Source organism: Synechococcus sp. OH30, assembly GCF_047462175.1.
Classification (GTDB): Bacteria; Cyanobacteriota; Cyanobacteriia; order Thermostichales; family Thermostichaceae; genus Thermostichus.
Genome location: NZ_JANSIP010000004.1, coordinates 87,724 through 109,113, shown reverse-complemented (window position 1 = coordinate 109,113; position 21,390 = coordinate 87,724). Strand labels below are relative to the sequence as shown.

The 21,390-nt window shown below is 59.4% G+C and carries 25 protein-coding genes; 9 read left to right on the top strand and 16 right to left on the bottom strand.

From position 1 onward, the window contains the following. Positions 1–76: 76 nt before the first annotated feature. Positions 77–988, top strand: a complete 912-nt coding sequence (locus NW830_RS06225) for a methylenetetrahydrofolate reductase (RefSeq protein WP_414362448.1) — start codon at positions 77–79, stop codon at positions 986–988. On the opposite strand, the gene dapB is transcribed toward NW830_RS06225, so the two are convergent. The 6 genes from dapB to rpsL form a co-directional block, all read right to left on the bottom strand. Continuing rightward, a complete protein-coding gene (gene dapB, locus NW830_RS06220; RefSeq protein ID WP_414362447.1) occupies positions 985–1,758 on the bottom strand; it encodes a 4-hydroxy-tetrahydrodipicolinate reductase in 774 nt (257 codons plus the stop codon). The genes NW830_RS06225 and dapB overlap by 4 nt on opposite strands. 136 nt (positions 1,759–1,894) lie before the next feature. Further along, positions 1,895–2,212 (bottom strand): 30S ribosomal protein S10, encoded by a 318-nt coding sequence (gene rpsJ / locus NW830_RS06215; protein WP_414362414.1) that lies wholly within the window; start codon positions 2,210–2,212, stop codon positions 1,895–1,897. Between the two features lie 88 nt (positions 2,213–2,300). Then, a complete protein-coding gene (tuf, locus tag NW830_RS06210; protein WP_414362413.1) occupies positions 2,301–3,530 on the bottom strand; it encodes an elongation factor Tu in 1,230 nt (409 codons plus the stop codon). Positions 3,531–3,552: 22 nt separating this feature from the next. After that, the gene (fusA, locus tag NW830_RS06205; protein ID WP_414362412.1) at positions 3,553–5,682 is read right to left on the bottom strand and encodes an elongation factor G; all 2,130 of its coding nucleotides are present in this window, start codon (positions 5,680–5,682) and stop codon (positions 3,553–3,555) included. A 135-nt stretch (positions 5,683–5,817) separates the two neighbouring features. Continuing rightward, positions 5,818–6,288 (bottom strand): 30S ribosomal protein S7, encoded by a 471-nt coding sequence (gene rpsG, locus NW830_RS06200; RefSeq protein ID WP_414362411.1) that lies wholly within the window; start codon positions 6,286–6,288, stop codon positions 5,818–5,820. A gap of 44 nt (positions 6,289–6,332) precedes the next feature. Then, the gene (gene rpsL, locus NW830_RS06195; RefSeq protein ID WP_414362410.1) at positions 6,333–6,740 is read right to left on the bottom strand and encodes a 30S ribosomal protein S12; all 408 of its coding nucleotides are present in this window, start codon (positions 6,738–6,740) and stop codon (positions 6,333–6,335) included. A 133-nt stretch (positions 6,741–6,873) separates the two neighbouring features. Here rpsL and NW830_RS06190 point away from each other — a divergent pair, with 133 nt between their 5' ends. Further along, positions 6,874–7,575, top strand: coding sequence for a ComF family protein (locus tag NW830_RS06190; protein ID WP_414362409.1), 702 nt, complete (start codon positions 6,874–6,876; stop codon positions 7,573–7,575). On the opposite strand, the gene NW830_RS06185 is transcribed toward NW830_RS06190, so the two are convergent. Together NW830_RS06185 and NW830_RS06180 are read right to left on the bottom strand one after the other, a co-directional pair. Then, complete coding sequence (locus NW830_RS06185) at positions 7,576–8,511, bottom strand: prohibitin family protein (protein ID WP_414362408.1); 936 nt, start codon at positions 8,509–8,511, stop codon at positions 7,576–7,578. It abuts the gene before it with no gap. A gap of 86 nt (positions 8,512–8,597) precedes the next feature. After that, complete coding sequence (locus NW830_RS06180) at positions 8,598–9,401, bottom strand: prohibitin family protein (protein ID WP_414362407.1); 804 nt, start codon at positions 9,399–9,401, stop codon at positions 8,598–8,600. A 219-nt stretch (positions 9,402–9,620) separates the two neighbouring features. On the opposite strand from NW830_RS06180, the gene NW830_RS06175 reads away from it, so the two are divergent. From NW830_RS06175 to NW830_RS06155, 5 genes are all read left to right on the top strand, one after another. Continuing rightward, positions 9,621–9,902: a hypothetical protein gene (locus tag NW830_RS06175; protein WP_414362406.1), complete on the top strand. Its 282-nt coding sequence runs from the start codon at positions 9,621–9,623 to the stop codon at positions 9,900–9,902. A gap of 506 nt (positions 9,903–10,408) precedes the next feature. Continuing rightward, positions 10,409–10,921, top strand: a complete 513-nt coding sequence (locus NW830_RS06170) for a GNAT family N-acetyltransferase (RefSeq protein WP_414362405.1) — start codon at positions 10,409–10,411, stop codon at positions 10,919–10,921. A gap of 61 nt (positions 10,922–10,982) precedes the next feature. After that, positions 10,983–11,273: a 4a-hydroxytetrahydrobiopterin dehydratase gene (locus NW830_RS06165; RefSeq protein WP_414362404.1), complete on the top strand. Its 291-nt coding sequence runs from the start codon at positions 10,983–10,985 to the stop codon at positions 11,271–11,273. Positions 11,274–11,390: 117 nt separating this feature from the next. Further along, positions 11,391–12,347 carry an NmrA family NAD(P)-binding protein gene (locus NW830_RS06160; RefSeq protein WP_414362403.1) on the top strand — a complete coding sequence of 319 codons (957 nt, stop codon included), beginning with the start codon at positions 11,391–11,393 and terminating at the stop codon, positions 12,345–12,347. A gap of 109 nt (positions 12,348–12,456) precedes the next feature. Further along, positions 12,457–13,443 (top strand): ABC transporter ATP-binding protein, encoded by a 987-nt coding sequence (locus NW830_RS06155; protein ID WP_414362402.1) that lies wholly within the window; start codon positions 12,457–12,459, stop codon positions 13,441–13,443. A 232-nt stretch (positions 13,444–13,675) separates the two neighbouring features. Here NW830_RS06155 and NW830_RS06150 read toward each other — a convergent pair whose 3' ends face one another. From NW830_RS06150 to NW830_RS06140, 3 genes are all read right to left on the bottom strand, one after another. Next, positions 13,676–14,818: a glycosyltransferase family 4 protein gene (locus tag NW830_RS06150; protein WP_414362401.1), complete on the bottom strand. Its 1,143-nt coding sequence runs from the start codon at positions 14,816–14,818 to the stop codon at positions 13,676–13,678. A 95-nt stretch (positions 14,819–14,913) separates the two neighbouring features. Then, positions 14,914–15,057: a hypothetical protein gene (locus NW830_RS06145; RefSeq protein WP_414362400.1), complete on the bottom strand. Its 144-nt coding sequence runs from the start codon at positions 15,055–15,057 to the stop codon at positions 14,914–14,916. A gap of 122 nt (positions 15,058–15,179) precedes the next feature. Further along, entirely contained in the window at positions 15,180–15,908 is a 729-nt protein-coding gene (locus tag NW830_RS06140; RefSeq protein WP_414362399.1) for a M50 family metallopeptidase, read from the bottom strand. A gap of 150 nt (positions 15,909–16,058) precedes the next feature. On the opposite strand from NW830_RS06140, the gene NW830_RS06135 reads away from it, so the two are divergent. Next, positions 16,059–16,691 (top strand): class I SAM-dependent methyltransferase, encoded by a 633-nt coding sequence (locus NW830_RS06135; protein WP_414362398.1) that lies wholly within the window; start codon positions 16,059–16,061, stop codon positions 16,689–16,691. Positions 16,692–16,710: 19 nt separating this feature from the next. Here the strand turns inward: NW830_RS06135 and NW830_RS06130 are convergent, their stop codons facing one another. From NW830_RS06130 to NW830_RS06115, 4 genes are read right to left on the bottom strand one after another with little or no spacing between them, the layout of a single operon-like run. Beyond that, complete coding sequence (locus tag NW830_RS06130) at positions 16,711–17,538, bottom strand: thiazole synthase (RefSeq protein WP_414362397.1); 828 nt, start codon at positions 17,536–17,538, stop codon at positions 16,711–16,713. A 33-nt stretch (positions 17,539–17,571) separates the two neighbouring features. After that, positions 17,572–17,769, bottom strand: coding sequence for a sulfur carrier protein ThiS (gene thiS, locus NW830_RS06125; protein ID WP_414362396.1), 198 nt, complete (start codon positions 17,767–17,769; stop codon positions 17,572–17,574). Next, positions 17,757–18,947 (bottom strand): FAD-dependent oxidoreductase, encoded by a 1,191-nt coding sequence (locus tag NW830_RS06120; RefSeq protein WP_414362395.1) that lies wholly within the window; start codon positions 18,945–18,947, stop codon positions 17,757–17,759. The genes thiS and NW830_RS06120 overlap by 13 nt, the downstream gene beginning before the upstream one ends. A 50-nt stretch (positions 18,948–18,997) precedes the next feature. Further along, positions 18,998–19,750, bottom strand: a complete 753-nt coding sequence (locus tag NW830_RS06115) for a GvpL/GvpF family gas vesicle protein (protein WP_414362394.1) — start codon at positions 19,748–19,750, stop codon at positions 18,998–19,000. A 133-nt stretch (positions 19,751–19,883) separates the two neighbouring features. On the opposite strand from NW830_RS06115, the gene NW830_RS06110 reads away from it, so the two are divergent. Continuing rightward, a complete protein-coding gene (locus tag NW830_RS06110; protein WP_414362393.1) occupies positions 19,884–20,498 on the top strand; it encodes a DUF3318 domain-containing protein in 615 nt (204 codons plus the stop codon). Here the strand turns inward: NW830_RS06110 and surE are convergent. Beyond that, positions 20,484–21,212, bottom strand: a complete 729-nt coding sequence (gene surE / locus NW830_RS06105) for a 5'/3'-nucleotidase SurE (RefSeq protein ID WP_414362392.1) — start codon at positions 21,210–21,212, stop codon at positions 20,484–20,486. The two genes, NW830_RS06110 and surE, sit on opposite strands and share 15 nt — an antisense overlap. Between the last annotated feature and the right edge of the window lie 178 nt (positions 21,213–21,390).

Here is a 21,390-nt window from a genome sequence, read left to right as displayed (position 1 = left end):
CACTGCCTTGGTTGGAAAAACCCTCCCAAACGGTCGATAATAGGCCAACGTGCTACTTTTCAATCTTCTCAAGACTGTGGCCTTGACTTGCTCACCGCCCTCACGCTTTGCTCAAGCCATTCAGCGGGGAGAGTTTCTGCTCACCGCTGAGATTACCCCCCCTAAGGGATCCGACACCACTGCCATGCTGGCTTTGGCCCAGCAGCTCAAGCAGCGGGTGCACGCCATCAACATTACTGACTCCAACCGAGCTGTTGCTCGCATGAGCCCCTTGGCCGCCTCGCTGCTGCTGCACCAGGCGGGCATTGAGCCCATCCTGCAACTGGCCTGCCGGGATCGCAACCGCTTGGCTCTCCAGGGGGATTTGCTAGGAGCTTCAGCCCTTGGCCTGCGCAATGTTCTAGCCCTAACGGGGGATCCCATTCACATTGGGGATTGCCCCGATGCTCGAGCCGTCTTTGACCTGGAGTCGGTGCGCCTGCTGCAGCTTATCCAGCGCCTTAACAACGGCCTTGACTGTAACGGCAAGCCCCTTCCTGACGGCGGCACTTGTCTGTTTCCGGGAGCAGCAGTAGAGCCGCAATCTCCCAGCTTTTCGGGTCTGGAGCGGCGCTTCTACCGCAAGCTGGAGAACGGAGCCCAGTTTTTCCAAAGCCAGATGGTGACTGACTTCGAGCAACTGGAGCGCTTCATGGACAAGCTGGGCCGCCCCGCCGGCAAGCCTATCCTGGCCGGCATCTTCCTGCTCAAATCCGCCAAAAATGCCCTGTTCATCAACCGCAACTTGCCAGGGGTTCGCATCCCAGATGAGGTCATCCAACGGCTGGCCAACGCTCCCCATCCCCTAGAAGAAGGGATCCGCATCGCTGCCGAACAGGTGCGCCAGGCCCGCCAAATCTGCCACGGGGTGCACCTCATGGCCGTCAAGGCCGAACATCTCATCCCCCGCATTCTTGACGAGGCGGGGATCCCGCCTCTGAGCAGCTAGCTCAGCACCTGCTCCAAGCCATAGACCAATCCCTTAAGCTGCAACACCTTGCGAATGCCTAGGATTACCCCCGGCATGAAGGCCACCCGGTCGGTGATGTCGTGTCTCAAGGTTAGCGTCTGCCCCATGCCGCCGAAGATCACCTCTTGGTGGGCAACTAGTCCCGGCAGGCGAACGCTGTGGATGGGAATGTTGGGGCCGGGGATCCCTCCCCGCGCGCCAGGAATCAGCTCTTTTTCTTCCACCTCGGGGGGATTGAACGCCTTGCCCAGTTGCCCCAGGCGCTGGGCCGTCTGCAGAGCTGTGCCACTGGGAGCATCAGCCTTGCGGTTGTGGTGTAGCTCGACAATCTCCACGTGATCGAAATAGTGGGCTGCCTGCAGGGCCATCTGCTGCAGCAGGATCATGCCGATAGCAAAGTTGGGCGCAATCAGGCAGCCCACCCCCGCCTTGTCTGCCAGATCCCGCAACCGCTCCAGTTGCTCTGGCGTCAGGCCTGTCGTCCCCACCACTGGCCGCACCCCAAAAGCGATTGCCGAGCGGACATTTTCATACACAGAGCGCGGATGAGTAAAGTCCACCATCACACCCCGGCTGCTCTGCTGCGACAGCCGCAGCAGCTGCCCTGCCAGGTCGTCACTAATTGCCACTCCCAACGATCCCAGACCCAGCACCTCACCAATATCTGCACCCAGTTGCGAGCGGGCCACCGCCCCGACCAACCTCATGTCGGGGGTTTGAGCTACCGCGCGTACCACCTCCCGCCCCATTTTGCCCAGGGCTCCTACTACCACAACTGGGATGGGCTCAGAAGTGGCTGCCTCCTGGCAAGGGTCGGTTTCCTTGTGCACAGCCCCTGTTGTCACTGCCTGTCCCCCAGAAAGCTAGAGATCCGCCAGCAGGCCCTCACAACTTCACCTCAATGTCCACCCCTGCCGGCAGGTCTAGCTTCATCAAAGCATCAATGGTTTTGGAAGAGGGGGAATAGATATCGATAATGCGCCGGTGGGTGCGGATTTCAAAATGTTCCCGCGAGTTCTTGTCGATGTGGGGAGAACGCAGCACACAGTAGAGGCGGCGCCGCGTTGGCAGAGGGATCGGGCCCACTGGCACTGCCTCTGTCCGGCGCGCTGTCTCCACAATTTTGTCGCAGGAAGTATCCAGCAGCCGATGGTCGTAGGCCTGTAGGCGGATGCGAATTTTCTGTTGGGTTAAGGTAGCCATACTCAGAGAAAGCAGAGTGTACTCCAAAGCAATAGGGATTGAGCCTTCTGGAGCAACCAGTGCCCAATCCCTGCTAAGAGCCAGTAGCTTACTTCAGGATCTTGGAGACCACCCCAGCTCCAACCGTCCGACCGCCCTCACGGATGGCAAAGCGCATCCCTTGCTCAATGGCAATGGGTCGGATTAGCTCCACCGTCATTCTCACTCGGTCACCCGGCATCACCATCTCCGGCTTCGAGCCATCGTCAGCCGTAAAGGAGGAAATGGTGCCAGTGACGTCGGTGGTACGCACGTAGAACTGGGGACGATAGCCGGCAAAGAAAGGTGTGTGGCGGCCTCCCTCTTCTTTGGTGAGGACATAGACCTCCGACTCGAATTGAGTGTGGGGGGTGATGGTTTTGGGCTGGGCCAGGACCATGCCCCGCTCCACCTCGTTCTTCTGAATACCCCGCAGAAGGACGCCGACGTTGTCGCCCGCAATCCCCTCGTCTAGAGTCTTCTGGAACATCTCCAGACCCGTGACGGTGGTGGAACGGGTCTCCCGCAATCCAACTATCTCTACCGTATCCCCCACCTTGATGCGGCCGCGCTCAATCCGGCCTGTTACCACCGTACCGCGACCTGTAATCGAGAAGACATCCTCTATCGCCATCAGGAAGGGCTTGTCCACCTCCCGTACCGGCGTTGGAATGTAAGAGTCAACCGCATCCATCAACTCATAGATCTTGTCCACCCAGGGATCCTCCCCTCGTTGGGTTTTGGGGTTGGCCTGCATCCTCTCCAGAGCCTTCAGAGCAGATCCCCTGACAATTGGGATTTCGTCGCCAGGGAAATCGTACTTGGAGAGGAGCTCCCGCACCTCCAGTTCCACCAGCTCCAGCAGCTCCTCGTCGTCTACCATGTCCACTTTGTTGAGGAAGACCACGATGCTGGGCACTCCTACCTGGCGGGCCAGCAGGATGTGCTCCCGCGTCTGCGGCATCGGCCCGTCGGCTGCCGAGACCACCAGGATGGCCCCGTCCATCTGGGCCGCACCCGTGATCATGTTTTTCACGTAGTCGGCGTGGCCAGGGCAGTCCACATGGGCGTAGTGACGCTTCTCCGTCTGGTACTCCACGTGGGCAGTGTTGATGGTGATGCCACGGGCTCTCTCCTCTGGCGCCGCGTCGATCTCGTCGTAACGCTTGGGTGTCGCTTGGCCAAGGGCAGCCAAGGTCATGGTAATGGCGGCGGTCAACGTTGTCTTACCGTGGTCGACGTGGCCAATGGTGCCAACGTTGACGTGGGGTTTGGTCCGTTCGAACTTAGGGCGTGCCATGTATCGTCACTTCCTTTTGGTTTCAGCTAGCTAGGTTTCCTTTGCTTTTGGCAATGATGGCTTCCGCGATACTGCGAGGAACCTCCTCGTAGTGGCTGAACTCCATCGTAAAGATGCCCCGCCCTTGCGTCTTGGAGCGGATGTCAGTGGCATACCCAAACATCTCCGCCAAGGGAACCTTGGCAGTGACCTTAGAAATGCCACCCTCCGTTGTCATCCCCTCCATTTGACCGCGGCGGGCGTTGATATCCCCGATAACATCCCCGACAAAGGCTTCGGGCACTTCCACCTCCACCTTCATCACAGGTTCTAAGAGTACGGGGTTGGCCCTGCGAGCGGCTTCCTTGAGAGCCAGGGAGCCAGCAATCTTAAAGGCCATCTCGCTGGAGTCCACCTCATGGAAGGAGCCGTCCACCAGGGTGACCCGGATATCAATCAGCGGATAGCCAGCCAATACTCCAGACTCGCAGGCTTCGCGGATCCCTTGCTCTGCAGGTGGAATGTATTCTTTAGGAATGACCCCACCCACAATTTTGGAGACAAACTCAAAGCCTGTACCTGGCTCTGCCGGCTCCAGGTCAATGACCACGTGCCCGTACTGACCGCGGCCACCGGTTTGGCGGATAAACTTCCCTTCCACGCGGCTAACTGCCTTGCGGATGGTTTCGCGGTAGGCCACCTGCGGGTTGCCAACATTGGCCTCCACGTTGAACTCCCGCAGCATCCGATCCACCAAAATCTCCAGGTGGAGCTCACCCATGCCGGAGATGATAGTTTGGTTGGTCTCTGGATCCACGGAGACGCGAAAGGTGGGATCCTCCTTGGCCAAGGCCTGCAGCGCCCTCGAGAGCTTGTCAACATCTGCCTTGGTTTTGGGCTCAATCGCCACTGAGATCACTGGCTCTGGGATGTAGAGGGATTCTAGGATTACCGGAGCATTTTCGTCGCAGAGGGTGTCGCCGGTGGTGGTATCTTTCAGCCCCAACACCGCTCCCAGATCCCCTGCCCGCAGCTCGTCTACATCTAGGCGCTCATCTGCCTTGAGCACCACCAGTCGCGAGATGCGCTCCTTCTTGTTTTTGGTGGAGTTAAGCACATAAGTGCCCTTGGTCAGGACCCCAGAGTAGACGCGGATAAAGGTAAGATCCCCATACTTGTCGCTCATCAACTTAAAAGCAAGGGCGGAGAAAGGCTCCTCGTCGCTGGCCTTGCGTGACACTTCCGTGCCATCCGGGAGGATGCCTTTGATAGCCGGAATGTCAACAGGGGAGGGGAGGTAGTCCACCACCGCATCCAGGAGCAGCTGGATGCCTTTGTTCTTGAAGGCAGAGCCACACAGGACAGGTACAATTTGACCGCTGATGGTTCCCTTGCGCAGACCCAGCATCAGGTCTGCCTCGCTGAGATCCTCCTCAGCAAAATACTTTTCCATTAGGCTTTCATCGACTTCAGCCACTGCCTCCACCAGCTTGGCCCGGTACTCCGCGGCTAGATCCTTGATTTCTTCTGGGATCGGCTCGGAGCGAATGTCCTTGCCAATCTCATCCATGTAGATACGGGCCCGCATGCGCACCAGATCAACGATGCCGCGAAAGTCTTCCTCCGCTCCAATAGGCAGCTGAATGGGAATGGCATTGGCTTTAAGGCGCTCCCGGATCTGGTTGCAAACCCTGAGGAAATTGGCCCCCATGCGATCCATTTTGTTGACAAAGGCAATGCGGGGCACATTGTAGCGATTGGCCTGGCGCCAGACTGTCTCCGACTGCGGCTGCACGCCTGCTACGGAGTCAAAGACCGCAATCACGCCGTCCAACACCCGCATGGAGCGCTCCACCTCAATGGTGAAGTCCACGTGACCAGGTGTATCGATGATGTTGATGGTGTACTCAGGTGCACCGGCGAGAGGCTGGGAGGGGTTGTCCGGATCCCGCTTGGTCCAGCGGGTAGTGATGGCTGCAGCGGTGATGGTGATACCCCGTTCCCGCTCCTGTTCCATCCAATCGGTTACCGTGGTTCCCTCGTGAACCTCCCCCATCTTATGCACTAGGCCCGAATAAAAAAGAATCCGCTCCGTCGTCGTCGTCTTGCCGGCATCGATGTGAGCTGCGATGCCGATGTTGCGGACTCGTTCCAGGGGAACTGTGCGTGCCACGTTAACCTCCCACTCCTCGTCGCCCTGCGACTTAGGCAGAAAAACCTTTACAATTCTAATCTCTTTCGCCAAGTTTTCTCCAGATCCCGACCCTCTCCTGGGCCCTAGAGAGGGATACCCGCTGGCTAGACGAGCTCAGTAGCGGTAGTGAGCAAACGCCTTGTTAGCCTCAGCCATGCGATGGACTTCTTCTCGCCGACGGATGGCACCACCGGTTTCGTTGGCTGCATCGATAATCTCGTTGGCCAGCTTAGCCGACATCGTACGGCCGGAACGAGCGCGGGCAAAGGTAACCAGCCAACGCAGCGCTAGCGAGGTACCCCGCTCTGGCCTTACTTCCACTGGAACTTGGTAGGTGGCCCCACCCACCCGCCGCGCTTTGACCTCCACTAGGGGGGTAGCGTTGCGCACCGCATTTTCCAGGACGGCCAGCGGCTCTTGACCGGTGCGCTCCTGCACAATTTCCAAAGCCTCATAGAGGATTCTAGCGGCCAGGGAGGCCTTGCCCCTCAGCATCAACTTGCGGATGAGCATGGTAACCAAACGGCTCCTGTATTTGGGATCAGGGGGCACTTCACGACGAGGGGCACGGTTGCGGCGAGACATAGGACCAAGAAAGTGCAGGGTAGGAAACTGACCTTGAGGGAAAGCTATTTCTTCTTGCCTGCAGCAGCAGGAGCTTGGCCTGGTTTGGGTCGCTTTGTTCCGTATTTGGAGCGGCCTTGCTTGCGGTCTTTGACCCCTGCAGCATCCAGGGCACCGCGGATGATGTGGTAGCGCACGCCAGGTAAGTCTTTTACCCGTCCGCCGCGCACCAAAACTACTGAGTGCTCTTGTAAATTATGGCCAATGCCTGGAATGTAAGCTGTGACTTCAAAGCCAGAGGTCAGGCGAACCCGTGCCACCTTCCGCAGGGCGGAGTTGGGCTTTTTGGGCGTTGTCGTGTACACTCGCGTGCAAACTCCCCGCCGCTGCGGACACCCTTTTAGAGCAGGCGACTTGCTCTTGCGAGCGGCCACTTCGCGCTCTTTGCGAATTAGTTGCTGAATGGTGGGCATGGGTTGGCTAAGAAGGCTAGCTCTGACGATTTGGCAGTACCTAATCCTAGCAAGCAGGGATCCCGCCGTCAACTTTGTGAGCTGTCTAGCCCTCCCCTTGCGGCTAGACTGAGCCTAGCAGTGGAACCTGGCCATGGAGTGGCTGGATTGGTGGATTGCGCTTCCCTGTCCGCTCTGCCAACGCCCGGCTAGGGCTGTGTTTTGTCGAGATTGCCAGAGGCGGCTGCAGGCGGAGCGGCTCGACTCTTGGCCGGTCACCACTTCGCCTTGGCCGCTTTATGCTTGGGGGATCCACCGGGGAGCGCTGCGCAGGGCCCTCTATTGCCTGAAATATGAAGGACAGCGGCGCATAGGGGCGGTTTTGGGGGAATGGCTGGGATCCCGCTGGCTCGAAAGCCGGCAACCCTCTTCAGGCTCTCGTAAAGCCTACGGTTCGGACTATACGGTAGTCCCCATCCCGCTGCATGCGGAGCGCCTGCGGCAACGGGGCTACAATCAGGCGGCCCTGATTAGCCAAGCCTTTTGTGAGCGGACGGGTCTAAGACATTTACCTGAAGCTCTGGTGCGGGTGCGGGCCACGGCAGCCCAATATGAGCTCAACCCGCTGCAACGCCAGCAAAATTTGGCAGGCGCCTTTGCCCTCCAGCACGCTCCCGCCACCCCAGTTCTGTTGGTGGATGACATTTACACCACTGGCTCTACTGTCCAAGCGGCGCAGCAGGTCTTGGTTGCTGCTGGGATCCCTGTGGCCGGAGTGATTGTTGTGGCCAAGGCGCAGCCGGCTGCCCACCGCCCCACTCCGCCCTGGGAGCTCCGACGGCGTGGCCAGGTTTAACTATTGGGCCTGGTGCACGGCTGCCTGCCGGGGATCCACGTTGAGGAACACCGTGGCCTCCCCCTCGACGCGAATAATACGCAGAGGTGGCAACGCGTCCGTTGGGTTTTGGATGCGCTCCTGCAGCTTTTCGTAAAACAGCAGATCCGCCAGTTGTGCGTTTTCCGCTGCCGCTTGGCCTTTGAGCTCGATGGCCCGCTGGTTGGCTGCTGCCAAGATCAAAAGCCGCTCAGTTTCTTTTTGTTGAATTTGCGCCCGCACCGCTGCTGTTTGCGCCGTAATCGAGGCCACTTGTTTGCGTTCAATGGAATCTCGCAGAGCTTGGGGAAAATCGGGATAGCCCAAGAAAAGGCCCTCTACTTCTATCAGGGGCAAAGATTGCCCATTGCGGTTAACGCTGGGCATCTCTTGGCGGATCAAATCCAAGGCCTGCTGCTCGATAGCAGCCCGCTGGCTTTTGCGGTAGAAATCTTCGGAATCGAAGGAGGCAGAAACATCCCGGATTTTGGAGCGCACCACCGGCACCACCACTGTGGAAAGATACTTCTCGCCGATGGTGGCATGCAGCTCGTCTAGGGTAGCAACGTTGGGCTTGAGGGCAATGGCCACATCAACAGCAAAGGCCTGCCCGTCCGCCGTGTTTACTGCAATGGCATTGCTGATGGCATTGGCCGAGTGGGGGTCGTTGGTAAACTCCCAAACGCGGGTGAGCACGGTGTAGGTGATTGGCGTCTCGATCCCGGGGATCCGGAACATCACTCCCGGCAATTCTACCCGCCCCTTTTGCAGCCCAGAAAAGGTGTTGAACACTATGGTGGCATGGCCGGGCAAAGTAACATACAGGCAGGCGCGGAGCATTCCCAAAGCTGCTAAGAGAGTGATCCCGCCCAAAGTTAGCCAGCGGACCTGACTCTGCGCTCCTCCTGTTGAATACATAGTGGCTGATCCCGTTTTGAGGTTTGAGAAAAGAGCTGGGGCAGATGGAGCCACGCCCAAAAACTGTCCTTTTTCTGGTGGGTTTTCTACTTGGTGATCAACGTTTCCAGCCGGGATCCCAAGACGGAGGCTTTCACTACCTCTAGGTACTTGGGGTTCTGGGTGAGGGCCTGGGCCTTGGCTCGCAATTGGCCAGCTTCGGCCTCGGCTTGAGCAATGATGCTGCGGGCATCTTGGCGCGCCTGCTCGATCTCAAATTGCTTTTGCGCCAGTTGGTTTTCGGCGATGGTCTTGGCTTCAATAGCAGCTACAAAATCGGGATCAAAATCCACATCCCGCAGCAGAAAGTCCAAAACCTCGATGCCGTATCCCTTCAGCAAAAGAGCCACCCGTTCGCGAATTTGGCCCTGGAGCACTGGGCGCTCGGTAGAATAAAGGGCTTGGGCAGAAAAGCCGCTAGTCTCGTTCAAAACTACCGACCGAACAATAGGAGCAACGCGATCCAAGTAGTTCTCCCCCAGTTGGGTGTAGACTTTGGGAGCGTCGACAATCCGAAACTGGAGCGTTGCCTCCACTTGAATTTGCTGGCCATCCTGCGAGAGGGCTACTAGCCGCGGTGCATAGGCACTGGGGTCATCATCTTTCCAGGTGAGGGCCTGGGCCTTCACATCAAAGGTCACTGTGCGCGAGACAAAGGGCGGTACCCAGTGGAGGCCTGGCTGCAGGGGTGTTGGGCTCACCCCTCCCCCCCAGGTAAATAGCACCATGTTCTCGCCGTTGCCCACCAAGCGCAGCGGCCTACCTGCTGCCAGCAGGACCACCACAGCTCCACCCAGGATGGCCTTGGGCAACCACTGACCGACTTGCCTTTCCCAGCCTTCCGCTTGCATCTTTCCTTCTGCTGCTCTGCAGCCATTTTGCAGCTCTCTCCCAAGAGGAGGGAGGGTTTTCTTTATCTCTTAAGCTTTCTCAGCTTTGGCTTGCATAGTCTTTGGAGGCAAGTCCTGCCCAAGTTCACAAAAGATTACTTCACAATCTGCAAAGACCTAGGATAAGCCGGCAAAAAAGGGAAGAAGATTAAAACATAATAAAGATTTGGGTTGCCGTTCATGATGCCTACTATTGACTACGAGCGGCGAGATATCCAGGTGTCACCCTCCTGCATTGCCGTTGCCGCTCGGGCCTTGATCCGGCAGGGGGTATCTGTCTGCTGGCGGGAAGACAGTCTGTCCGCCCTGATTCGTCTGGGCTCTAAAGGAGCCAGCGATCGAGCTGCCATTTTGCTGGTGGAAATGAGCTTGATGGGCCAGCCAGAGGAGCTGAAAAACTGGCTGGAGATGTGCTGGCAACTGCCCGCCTATCGCCGCGAGGCGCTGCGGGTGCGCGGGTAAGGGATCCCAGGAGAGGCGCGCCAGTCTCCTTCTGATGGTTGCTGGGGTTTTCCAAGGCGTACCAGGAGGGGGAAAGGAGGTGATAGGGCCCCCAAATTAGCTCCTACAGCAGCCCCCTGGCCTTGAGGAGCCGCGCCAAGCTAGCCAAGGCGGGAGCTTCTCTTCCCCGTCTTTTCCTCCAGATGGCTGACCTCAAACGGCTAACTGAACCCAGATCCCTGGGACTTCCGACTCGTCTACCCAGCCCGGAGGGATCCGAACCTGAAAGTCCCCTGGGATCCCTAACCGTGGAGCAAGCGCTGCAAAATAGTCTTGAGGTTATTTCTGGCCCAGCGAGCCTATGAACTTTTTGCAGCAGTATGTCTTTCCCGCTCTGCTTCTCCTGGTGTTTCTATTTACTCTGGTGGTGGTGAGTATCCGCTCGTTTCTCCCCCAAGATATGGCTCAGCCTGCACCGAGGGAGGAAGCAACTTCTATAGCTCTTTCTGCTTGCTGGATGCCTGGCTATGTCGAAAGCTGAGATCCCTTTGCCTGCTGGCTACCGTTGGCGCATCGGCTCTGTGTGGGATCGGCCTTGGGTGCGGCGGGGATTGCAGGCCACCCTACAGGAATCTTTCCCTGAGCAAAAGCACTGGGATCACCTTGAGGAGACGTTGGACCGCTTCTTCGATCCCCCACGTACCCCCTGCTGGTGGATCTTGAAAGAAGAAACAGGAGAACCTGTGGGTGGGGTTTGGGCTGGCATCTCCACCGATCAAGCTACCTATCAACGGGTGGCCTATGTTTTTTTGCTCTGGGTGGACCCCACTCACCGCCGGCGCGGACTGGGGAGAGCTTTGATGCAACAAGTGGAACAGTGGGGATCGCAGCAGCAGTTGGCAGCTATCACCCTACAGGTTTATCGCCACAACCAGGCCGCCCTCAACTTCTACAAACGGACTCACTTCTCCGTACAAGGCTACTGGCTGTACAAACCGCTCGGCACTGCCCCCAAGCCAGAGGGTTATGACGTTTTGTAAATAAGCTCCGCTCTCAGTTACTCTGATGAAAGCGGTGGCAATGGATGGAGGGAATACGCCTATGTCCAGACCTGTCAAGCTTAGTGAAGCCGAGATCCAGGCCAGGCTGGAAAACCTACCGGGCTGGTCCTTGCGGGATGGAAAGCTGCACCGCCAGTTTCAGTTCCGCTCTTTCGTCGAAGCCTTTGGCTGGATGAGCAGTGTGGCCTTGGTGGCTGAGAGCATGGGCCACCATCCCGAATGGAGCAATGTGTACAACCGGGTGCGGGTGGATCTCACAACCCACGATGCCGGGGGCATTACGGAGCTGGACTTTACCCTGGCCCAACGCATGAACGAGTTGGCCGGCTAAACCCTTTCTCGGCAGCAGCCTGGGCTAGGGATGTCCCTGGCGCAGAGGTGGGCTGAGTTGTGTTGGAAGCTGCCTCCCTCTGATAGACTAAGCCTAAGGTTAAGAAATGATAATTTTATGAACGTGCTGGTTGTGGGGGCAACGGGAACCCTGGGCCGTCAGGTGGTGCGGCGGGCCCTCGAAGAGGGACATCGGGTTAGCTGTCTAGTGCGAAATCCGGCTAAGGCTGCTTTCCTAAGCGAATGGGGGGCCCACCTCAAAGTGGGGAACCTGCTGCAGCCAAGCACGCTCCGAGAGGCCATGGAAGGAGCTGAGGCGGTGATTGACTGTGCCACCGTGCGAGTAACCGACACCCTCAGCACCCGCCAGGTGGATTGGGATGGCAAGGTGGCCTTGATTAACGCTGCTCGGGCCGCCCAGGTGGGGCACTTTATCTTTTTCTCTATCATGGGTGCTCAGCACGAATACCCCAATGTGCCCCTGATGAATTTTAAGCACCACATTGAGAAGTATTTGATGGGATCCCCACTGCCCTACACCATTTTCCGGGCGGCGGGCTTTATGCAGGGATTGATTGGCCAGTACGCCATCCCCATTCTGGAAGAACAGATTGTTTGGGTAACCAGTGAAAGCACCCCCATAGCCTACCTCGACACCCTAGATGCAGCTCGATTTGCCGTGCGAGCCCTCAGCGTTGAAGCAGCCAAGCAGCAGGTCTTTCCCTTGGTGGGACCCAAGGCCTGGACTTCCCAAGAGGTCATCGCTCTCTGTGAGCAGCTTTCCGGCAAAAAGGCCAAGGTTCGAACCATACCACTGGGGGTCTTGCGGGGAGCGCGCAGGGTGGCCCAGTTTTTTCAGTGGAGCTGGAACATTGCCGACCGGCTGGCGTTTGTGGAGGTAATTGCCGCCAAAGAGCCAATGCACGCCGACATGAGGCCTGTGTGCGAAGCCTTGGGTATTGAGTTGGCTTCCCTGACCTCCCTTGAGGACTACCTGGCCGACTATTTCCAGAGAATGCTGAAGCGGATCCGCGAGCTGAAGGTTAAACAGCCCAAGGTCAAGATACCTTTCTAGATGGCTGCCAACCAGGGGCTGAGGCAAAAGAAGGGGGAGAGCGTAAACTGGAGAGCAGACTAGCATCCTGCTTAGTTCTCCTTGGTTTTTTCAACCCCAGCCTCCCCCTATGAGTGAGACGTTGGCCCCCTCTCTAGAAGCGACTGCCGTGCAGCCTGAGCCGGCCATTGCCGTCACTGGTCTGAGCAAAACCTATCGCACCGGCTTTTGGCTAAACAAGGTGGTCAGCCCCCTCAAGGATTTTTCGCTAACAGTGGCCCGTGGCGAAACCTTTGGGCTACTGGGGCCTAATGGAGCTGGCAAAACCACCACGATCAAGTGTCTGCTGGGCATTGTGGAGCCTACCAGCGGCAGGGGTATGCTCCTGGGCAAACCCCTGGGGGATCGCTCCATCAAGCAGCAGGTGGGCTATCTTCCGGAAAACCCTTACTTTTACGACTACCTAACTGCCTGGGAGTTTCTCCATTTTGCGGGCAAGGTCTTTCGCTTGTCCGATAGCCTCCTCAAGGAGCGGATCCCGCAACTGCTGGAGCTGGTGGGGCTTTCCCTAGATACGGCCCGCAAAAAGCCAATGCGCACCTACTCCAAGGGCATGCTGCAGCGCACTGGCCTAGCCCAGGCCCTCATCAACGACCCAGAGCTGGTGTTTCTGGATGAGCCGATGTCGGGGCTGGATCCCATAGGCCGCTACCAGATGCGCGAGATCCTCTTGTCTCTCCGGCAACAGGGCAAGACTGTGTTTTTCAACAGCCACATCCTGGGGGATGTGGAGGTAATCTGCAACCGCATTGGCATTATTGTCGGCGGCAAGTTGGTGCAGCAGGGAACATTGGACGAATTGCTGGGCCAGAGCAAAAGCTACCGAGTGCAAGGGCAAGGTGGCGCTATTGACCAGTTCCGCGACTGCTTCGAGCATTTCTCGATTCAGGGATCCCATTGGTCGGGGGAATGGAAGGGATCCCTGCCGGAGCTGCTCACTCTTTTAAGCCAGGCGGGGGCAGTGGTGACCGACTTGCATTGGCAACGGCAGTCGCTAGAAGAGTTCTTTGTCGAGCAGGTACGGGCCATTGAAGGGGAGCGCCCCCTCTCCGCCTAGCTCTACGGCGCAGACGCGACCTGGAGTTGCACCGCTGATCTGGCTGATGTCCTTGCAGGATCCCTGGAGTGGATGCAGACCATAGGGGGCGGGTGGGCCACCCGAAGTTTATTCTCTCCACAGGCCGCCTGTAGCTCCTTTTGCCAAGAGATCTCGCTGCCCCGATACAACGCAGCAGGGCTCTGCTATGGTCGGGGATCCGCTGCGACTGTCCTTAGCCGAAGATTAGTTCTCACGCGCTGCCTGCGCCCTTGCCGGATCCCGACTCAGCAATGACGGCGCGGTAGTACTCCTCCAGCTGTTGTGTGGCTGCCGACCAACTCCAGCGCTCTGCCTCCTGGCGAGCCTGTTGCCGGAAAAGTTGCCGCTGGTCGGCCCTTTCCAGCAGTTGCCGCGTGGCTTGAACAAAGTCGCTGTCGGAGTCAGGATCGAAGAGAAAGCCGTTGCGGCCGCTGTCTACCACATCGGTAATACCGCCACAGCGGGGGGCAATCACCGGACAGCCGGCAGCCATGGCCTCCAACAAAACCAATCCCAACGTCTCGGTGCGGGAGGGGAACACAAACAGATCCGCAGAAGCAAAAGCTGCTGCCAGCGCTTGCCCCTGCAAGTAGCCGGTAAACACTACGTCGTAGCCGGCAAAGTGTTGTTCCAGGGATCGCCGCTCTGGCCCGTCGCCCACAATGGCCAGCCGCGCCTGGGGGATCTGCTCCAGCAACACCCGGATCCGCCCCACCTCTTTTTCTGCCGAGAGCCGACCCACGTACAGCAACAGTGGCCGCTCCGGCTGCCCTGCAGTAAGACGGGCCCGCATCTCTAAACTGGCGGCTTGGGGATGGAATAGCTCCGTATCCACGCCTCGCTGCCAAAGGTGAACCCGCTCAACGCCGTGGGCAGTCAGCTCCTGCATCATGGCAGTCGAGGTGCAGAGGTTAAGCCGCGCCAAATTGTGCCCTAGCTTGAGGAGGTTCCACAAAACCCCCTCTAGGAAGCCCAGCCCGTAGTGCTTTAGGTACTTCGGCAAATGGGTGTGGTAGGACGCCACCAGTGGGATCCCCATGGTCTGGCTGTAGTAGAGGCCTCCCAACCCCAAAACCGCTGGGTTGACCACGTGGATGACATCCGGTCGAAAACGGCTAAGCAGTCTGCCAATGGCCGGGCCGGGAGCAGCTAGCTTCAACTCCGGGTACAAGGGCAAGGGCAGGCCTGGGATCCCGTAAACCCGTGCCCGCGCAAACCGCCTAGGCGCCCCCTGCGGGGCAACAATGAGCACCGAGTTGCCACGGGCCGTCAGGTGGCGCACCGTATGGCAAAGCCGCGTCACAATGCCATCCACCTTCGGCAGAAACGTCTCCGTAAACAGGGCAATGCGCATTGGGGATCCCAGGCCCACTCCACTGCTCCCACTACTGGCTCTTAGGATGAGTGTTGCACAAAATAGCAACGTTACAACGGCCTGGGTACCCCATCCTAGGGGGAAAGGCTGGCAGCAGGGCCAGCTGGCTTGACCTGGCCTAGGGTTGGATCTTGGCTCTGACCGAGGGTATCGGCCGCCGTTTTGCTAATAAGCAGCAGCGTGCCTGCTAGGGCCAGGCCAATCACATCTTTCCACATTGTCCACTCCCACACTCCTCACGCCCCTTACTGTAGCGGCAGTCTTTTCGCTTGGGCAGTGATGGACAACGGATTTTTAGGTGACAGCAATCACTTCCAAAATTGCGGCTTTACCCCCTCGGCTAGTCGCGGAAGACCAGTTGCAAGCTGCCCATCAGCAAAACCAAAGAAAACACTGCCATCACCCCTCCCCAGAACCAGTAGGGCAAAAATAAGTTGTGGGCTATCTGACTGGAATCGGAGAGGATCAGCCGCCCGTTAATGACAGTAGCCTCCACAAAAAGGTAGTCAATCTGGCGATAGGTACTCACACAGGCTTGTACCCCCAAAAATTGCAGGGCAAAACCCCGCAACCCAGGGGAGGCCCAGCGAGCTACTGCCAGGATCCCCAAGCCCATGGCTGGGAGAAACAAGAAGCCAAAGGGAGAACGCACCCAAAGCAGCGTCGAGAGCAGCAACAGGGATCCCAAAAACAACAACCCCAGCCGAGCTGTGCTTGGACGGCGGGAGGTGAGGATGAACATAGCCCCAGCTATGGGCGGCCCCATTGGCCCAGCAGCAGCCACCAAGGCCCGCCCCACCCGCCCCAAGAGCAGCTCGCCACTGTGAATAGCCAGCCCCGAGCCATCGGGATAGATCTCGAGACGATGAAACTCTCCCCCCAACAGCACTGCCATGAGGCCATGGCCCATCTCATGAAACCAGGTGGCCAACAGGGTAAAGGGATAGAGGAGATAATTGCCCCAGGGAAACTGCCAGAGCAAAACTGTCAGCCCCGCCGCAGCCACTAGCCAAGTCAGGCTGTGCTGGCCAGGCCCTTTGGAAGGAGGCAGCTCAAACTGAGTCATCATTTAAGGGAGTGGAGCTGGGCTTGAAGACGGTTAGCGGCAAAAGAAAGTTCCCCACTAGAGAGAGGTTGGGGGTGAGGGCCGACAACAGGAGGAAGACGGGGAAGCCGTCTCACAAGTAGGCTGGAGAAGCTCCTACGAGGATCCCTGCCTATGGCCACCTTCCTGCGCACCTGGAGCTACCGCTTTCCTTGGCTTTACCGCAGCATCAGCCGCGCAGCGGCCCTGGCAGTGGGGGGATATGAGCGACTGCGCCGGTTGCCCCTGCAAGGGATCCCCATCCAACCCCAGGATTGGATCCTGGATCTCTGCTGTGGCCCTGCCGAGGTGACTCCAATCCTGGCCCAGCTAAGCCAAAACGTTGTCGGCCTGGATGCTTCTCCCAAGGCTCTGGCGGCAGCTCGCCAACGCCTCCCCCGCGTCAAATTTGTCCAAGCCTTTGCCCAGGATCTGCCTTTTCCTGCCGATAGCTTTGACTGGGTACATACCAGCCTGGCCCTGCACGAGCTGCCTTTTCCCGAGCTGGAACAGGTGCTGCGGGAAGTGGGGCGGGTGCTCAAGCCGGGGGGAGGGCTCTTGATCCTGGATTTGCACGCGCCCTGCCAGCCTCTCCTTTGGCCAGCCCTGGCCCTCTTTCTGGCCCTGTTTGAAACCGAGACTGCCTGGCACTTCCTCCAGCTGGACCTGCCCCAGTATCTGCAGCAACAGGGCTGGCAACCTGTCCGGCAGACCCTGCACGCTGGAGGAGCCCTGCAGGTCGTCCAGGCGCAAAAGCCTGGTGCTTGATCCCCTGCTCTAGGGGAAGCTAACCCTGGTGCCAGAAGGGGGTGCCCAGAACAGGGGTGCTGGGTTGGGGTGTTTCCTGGGGGGCCATTGCCCCCGCCAGGTAGGCTTGGCGGCCGGCGCGCACTGCTGCCGCAAAAGCCTCGGCCATCGCCACCGGATCCCGAGCCAGGGCCACTGCCGTATTGAGCAGCACCCCGTCAAAGCCCCACTCCATTACCTGGCAAGCGTGAGAGGGTAGGCCTAGGCCGGCATCCACAATTAGGGGCGCCTCGATCCGCTCCCGCAGCAGGCGCAAGTTGTAGGGGTTGAGGGGGCCTTTGCCAGTGCCGATGGGAGCCGCCCAGGGCATGACTACCTCACAGCCGGCATCCAAGAGCCGCTGACACAGCACCAGGTCGTCGGTGCTATACGGCAAAACCTTAAACCCCCGCCGCACCAGCTCGGCGGCAGCAGCGGGCAGTTGCACCGGATCCGGCTGGAGGGTGTAGTCATCCCCTATCAGCTCCAGCTTAATCCAGTCGGTGCCAAACACCTCTCGGGCCATCTCCGCTGTGGTAATTACCTCCTGCACGCTGTGGCAGCCGGCAGTGTTGGGCAAAAGCGGGATCCCTAGCTTCTGCAGCAGGGCCCAAAACCCCTGCGAGGCCTGCGGCCCTAGGGCTCCCTGACGCCGCAGGGAAACGGTCAACAGACAGGGCTGTGCCCGCGCCACCGCCTGTTCCAAAACAGCTGGTGAAGGGTAGCGAGCTGTCCCCAGCATCAAGCGGCTGGGCAGCGCTTGTCCGTAGAGCACCAAAGGATCCCCATCGGCCTGAGTGGAAGGGGAAAGCTGGAGAAGGGTGGACATTGGGGGAGGAGAGGGAGAAAGACAACTGGGGCACTAGCCGCCGGCACTTGGCACGACAATCTCCACCTGGTCGCCCTCTTGCAGACGGGTTTGCCCATAGCGGGCGCGCGGCACAAATTCTAGATTAACCGCCACTGCGAAGGGGCCGTTGACCTCTACCTGGGCAATGGCCTCGGCCAGAGTTGTGCCCTCCGGCAGATCGTAGGGTTTCTGGTTGATTAGGACGCGCATGGGGCCAGAGACTTACCGGAAAACGGAGCAGCCTGTACCTGAAAAGGGATCCCCAACTCCTGGGCAAGGCGACAACTGCCGTGGTGAAGGTACTCCAAAACGGCATCGAGAAGGGCCGGAGCAATGAGAAAACCATGGCGGTAGAGACCGTTGATCTGCAATAGGCGCGGGGATGGCTCCACCACCGCCGGCAGATTGTCCGCCAAGGTGGGACGGCATTGGCTGCCTAATTCTAGGATACGCGCTTCGGCAAAGGCAGGGTGGACGGAGTAGGCAGCGCTGAGTAGCTCTAGAGCCGAGCGGACGCTCACAGGCGAGCGATCCTCGGATTCAATTTCGGTGGCTCCCACCACGAACAGATGCCCTGGCTTGGGGGCAATGTAGATGGGGTAGCGAGGGTGTAACAGCCGCGTTGGACGCCGCAGCGAAACTTCCGGAGCATACAGACGCACCACTTCCCCCCGCACCCCCCGTAGCAGCTGCTGGCCACCCCATTCTTTCTGGGCCCCCAGGCCGCGGCAGTCCAAAACCCAGCCGCCGGTTTGCTGTTGCCAGGCTCGCGCCCGCTCCAAAGTCCAGGGGGATCCCCACTCCACCTCCACCCCGTGCTGCCGCAGTTTGGCCAGCAGAGCCAACAGCAGTTGGCGGTTGTCCAGCTGACCCTCCTGGGGAAGATAGAGACCCTGGCTAAATCGGCCAGCCAGAGAGGGCTCCAGTTCAGCTAGCGCCTGGGCGTCCAGCGGCTGGGGGCGGGGAAGGTGGGGAAGGCGTTCCCCTACGGCGGCCAGCAAGTTGGCGAAGCGCTTGGCTTCCCCGGCATCTTGGCGGTGCCAGAGGATCAAAGTGCCCTCCTGCTGAAAGAAAACTGGTTCCGGCAGGCTGGCCAGAAGAGCAGGCCAGCGGGAGAGGGCGTAGTACCCCTGGACCACTACACTTGCTTCGGCTACAACCGACTCGGCCAGCGGAGCCAGCATGGCTGCAGCAAAATGGGCGGCGCTGCTTTCGGGGGTAGTGGCCGGGGCCGCTTCCACCAGGTGCACCCGATGGCCGGCGTCGAGCAGGCTGGCAGCTAACAGGCGTCCCATGAGGCCGGCCCCGAGGATGAGGACGGGATCCGGCTGGGCCGCCTGCGGTGGGGACGAGGGCTTGCTCTGAGGAGAACCGCTGGGAAGAGTCATGGGTGGCGTGGCAGAGGAGGGAAAGCTGGTCAGATGCCTACGACCTAGACCTATCCAGAAGGATCCCGCAGGGCCTCCACAAAGTGGTAGGGGGGGAGGGGAGGGCTCCAGTCCAATTGCCAGTGGGGGTGCTCCGCCAGCCAGGTTTGGGTAAGCTGGGCTGCAACTTCCCGTTCGGCAGGGGTGAGCAAAAAGTATAGCCGCAGCCTTTCCCCTGGCTGGAGATCCCCCTTCTGCACAGGCCAGTTAGGGGGCCAGAGCTGCTGCAGCAGGGCTAGCTCCTGCTGCCGTTGCTCCTGGGCCTGGCGCTGGTGCAGGTAGGCCTGCCTGCGGGCCAGCAGATAGGCTGTTCCACTGGGGGCGGGCTGGGGATCCCGAGGAAGCTGGGTTTGAACCCTGCCTTTGAGACAATACTCGGCTCTTCCCCCGAGAACAGCCAGCGCCTGTTCGTACTCCGCCTGCTGGGTCAGCAGGTGGGCCTCTAGCTTTTCCGCCGAGAGAAAACATGTGCCAAAGCGGAGAGGCAAAAGAGGCGTCTGGGTAAATAGCCAGCAGAGTACCTGGTCATGCCGCAGGGCCGAACGCAGCAGCACCTCCTCTGAGGCCTGGAGGGCCGCCGGGTCGGGTAGCGGCTCAACAGCGGCGGCGATGCGGACCCCCGGCGGGGAAAACACCTGCAGGGGCTGCTGAAGCCCGGGGATTTGCTGGATGAATTGGCAAAGGGAGGCCCCCGGCCTTGGCAAGAAAGCATAGGTGTAAAGAGGGCTGCTAGGGATCCCCTCCGGCTGAGCTGACCACGGCATAGTTCCATCCCGGCTGGGCTTTTCTTCAGTCTATGCAACTCTTCCCCCGCCCCTCCTGCCGCTAGGCTAGAGAGGGGTCTAAAAACAGCTTGCTAGCCATGGGCAAAAACCGGCACAAGTAGGTGGGTGAAGTATGACGGGTCGCCTAGACTTCCACTCTTTGGAAACCTTTCAGAAGGAAGAAATTGAACGGCTGCGGGATCTGCTCCCCGCTTCCTTCCGGGCTTTGATTAAAGTTGTTCCTCACTCGGGCGGCGAGGGGCTGCTGGTTTCTCGCCGCAAGGCTCCTTGGCAGCCCCAGGGCATCATCGCCATCGACTTTCGCCGCTGGCAAGGGATCCCGCAGCCCCACCGAGATCTCTTGTTTTTGCGGGAGGTGGGCTGGCTTAGCCATCGCAACTGGCTGCAGCCAGGGTTTTACCAATCGCTGGCCCTGATTGGGGGCATTACCACAGTGGTGGAGATCTCTCTGCAGCACCCCTTTTCTGCCCTTCTGGCTGGCGGCATTACCGCCCTCTCCGTTCGGCAAATCTGGCAAAACCTCAATCGGGAAAGCGCCCCCTTCGAGGCCGATGAATTTGCCCTGCGCCGCGCCCAGTTCCGCGGCTATAGTCGTCAGGAGGCAGCCCGCCACTTGGCAGATGCTCTGGAACAGACCCTGAAGCTGGATCCCACCGACATCCTGACAGCACTGCGGCTGCAACGCCTCAGAACCATTGCCCGTAACCTTTCATCAGGGAGCTCCTGAGGTCAAGTGCACCTGCGTGATAGCAACCCGACCGGAAAAGCAGATGTCGGTGTCCGTCTGGGGATCGCGGGCTCGCTCGCCATAGCGGCCCTGGTAGCGGAACCACAGCACCTCTGCCCCCTCCCCTTCTGCCTCTACGCTGTAGTCGAGCGGCAGCGGCTGTGTGCAGAGAGGGCAATAGACCCGCTCTGGCAAAGGGGATCCCGGCGGCAGGTGGGGCAAGTTCACGTTCCAAAAGGCGCCCCTCGGCAAGGGTTGCTCCATTAGCTCTGCGAGGATCTCCCGCGTCCACCGCTGCACCTGCTCCCAATCAATAGGTTGGCTCCCCGCCCGATACTGGGAGATGGCAATTCCCCGGATCCCACGCAGCGCCGCTTCCCGCACCGCCGCCACCGTGCCGGACAAGTACACATCCGATCCCAGATTCCCTCCCTCATTGATGCCAGAAAGCACCCAATCCACGGAAGGGGCGAGCTTAAACAGGGCCACCCGCACGCAGTCGGCAGGGGATCCCTCGACAGCAAAGGTGCGCTCGCCGCGGGCCCAGGCACGAAAGGGCCGCCCCGTCGTTACCTGGTGGCTGCAGCCAGAAATTGGCTGGTGGGGAGCCACAATCCAGCAGTGTTCCTCGGCAACCAGATCCCTGAGGGCCAGCTTGAGATGGGCCAGCCCTGCTGCCTCGATGCCATCATCGTTGGTCAGCAATACCTTCATCTGAATTCCTCTACCGGCAACTTCCTGGGTTAGCCTGAATCGCAAATCTCCGTTGCAGATGGGATCCAAATGCAAAGGCAAGGCGGATCCCGTTCTTCTTCTAACCTATCCCTAGGGGGTTGGCGTCTCCTGCGCCGCGGCCCTCGACCTATGCTTGTGAGACCTATGCTTGTGAACT

What these genes read in the sequence shown, in the direction of transcription:
- rpsL (WP_414362410.1), bottom strand. Translation starts at nt 6,740, where the DNA reads ATGCCCACCATTCAGCAACTAATTCGCAAAGAGCGCGAAGTGGCCGCT.
- NW830_RS06170 (WP_414362405.1), top strand. Translation starts at nt 10,409, where the DNA reads ATGTCGAAAGCTGAGATCCCTTTGCCTGCTGGCTACCGTTGGCGCATC.
- NW830_RS06145 (WP_414362400.1), bottom strand. Translation starts at nt 15,057, where the DNA reads ATGTGGAAAGATGTGATTGGCCTGGCCCTAGCAGGCACGCTGCTGCTT.
- NW830_RS06135 (WP_414362398.1), top strand. Translation starts at nt 16,059, where the DNA reads ATGGCCACCTTCCTGCGCACCTGGAGCTACCGCTTTCCTTGGCTTTAC.
- NW830_RS06180 (WP_414362407.1), bottom strand. Translation starts at nt 9,401, where the DNA reads ATGCAAGCGGAAGGCTGGGAAAGGCAAGTCGGTCAGTGGTTGCCCAAG.
- rpsG (WP_414362411.1), bottom strand. Translation starts at nt 6,288, where the DNA reads ATGTCTCGCCGCAACCGTGCCCCTCGTCGTGAAGTGCCCCCTGATCCC.
- dapB (WP_414362447.1), bottom strand. Translation starts at nt 1,758, where the DNA reads ATGGGGCGGGAGGTGGTACGCGCGGTAGCTCAAACCCCCGACATGAGG.
- NW830_RS06110 (WP_414362393.1), top strand. Translation starts at nt 19,884, where the DNA reads ATGACGGGTCGCCTAGACTTCCACTCTTTGGAAACCTTTCAGAAGGAA.
- NW830_RS06165 (WP_414362404.1), top strand. Translation starts at nt 10,983, where the DNA reads ATGTCCAGACCTGTCAAGCTTAGTGAAGCCGAGATCCAGGCCAGGCTG.
- surE (WP_414362392.1), bottom strand. Translation starts at nt 21,212, where the DNA reads ATGAAGGTATTGCTGACCAACGATGATGGCATCGAGGCAGCAGGGCTG.
- NW830_RS06160 (WP_414362403.1), top strand. Translation starts at nt 11,391, where the DNA reads ATGAACGTGCTGGTTGTGGGGGCAACGGGAACCCTGGGCCGTCAGGTG.
- NW830_RS06115 (WP_414362394.1), bottom strand. Translation starts at nt 19,750, where the DNA reads ATGCCGTGGTCAGCTCAGCCGGAGGGGATCCCTAGCAGCCCTCTTTAC.
- NW830_RS06185 (WP_414362408.1), bottom strand. Translation starts at nt 8,511, where the DNA reads ATGTATTCAACAGGAGGAGCGCAGAGTCAGGTCCGCTGGCTAACTTTG.
- rpsJ (WP_414362414.1), bottom strand. Translation starts at nt 2,212, where the DNA reads ATGGCTACCTTAACCCAACAGAAAATTCGCATCCGCCTACAGGCCTAC.
- tuf (WP_414362413.1), bottom strand. Translation starts at nt 3,530, where the DNA reads ATGGCACGCCCTAAGTTCGAACGGACCAAACCCCACGTCAACGTTGGC.
- NW830_RS06120 (WP_414362395.1), bottom strand. Translation starts at nt 18,947, where the DNA reads ATGACTCTTCCCAGCGGTTCTCCTCAGAGCAAGCCCTCGTCCCCACCG.
- NW830_RS06130 (WP_414362397.1), bottom strand. Translation starts at nt 17,538, where the DNA reads ATGTCCACCCTTCTCCAGCTTTCCCCTTCCACTCAGGCCGATGGGGAT.
- NW830_RS06190 (WP_414362409.1), top strand. Translation starts at nt 6,874, where the DNA reads ATGGAGTGGCTGGATTGGTGGATTGCGCTTCCCTGTCCGCTCTGCCAA.
- NW830_RS06175 (WP_414362406.1), top strand. Translation starts at nt 9,621, where the DNA reads ATGATGCCTACTATTGACTACGAGCGGCGAGATATCCAGGTGTCACCC.
- NW830_RS06155 (WP_414362402.1), top strand. Translation starts at nt 12,457, where the DNA reads ATGAGTGAGACGTTGGCCCCCTCTCTAGAAGCGACTGCCGTGCAGCCT.
- NW830_RS06150 (WP_414362401.1), bottom strand. Translation starts at nt 14,818, where the DNA reads ATGCGCATTGCCCTGTTTACGGAGACGTTTCTGCCGAAGGTGGATGGC.
- NW830_RS06140 (WP_414362399.1), bottom strand. Translation starts at nt 15,908, where the DNA reads ATGATGACTCAGTTTGAGCTGCCTCCTTCCAAAGGGCCTGGCCAGCAC.
- thiS (WP_414362396.1), bottom strand. Translation starts at nt 17,769, where the DNA reads ATGCGCGTCCTAATCAACCAGAAACCCTACGATCTGCCGGAGGGCACA.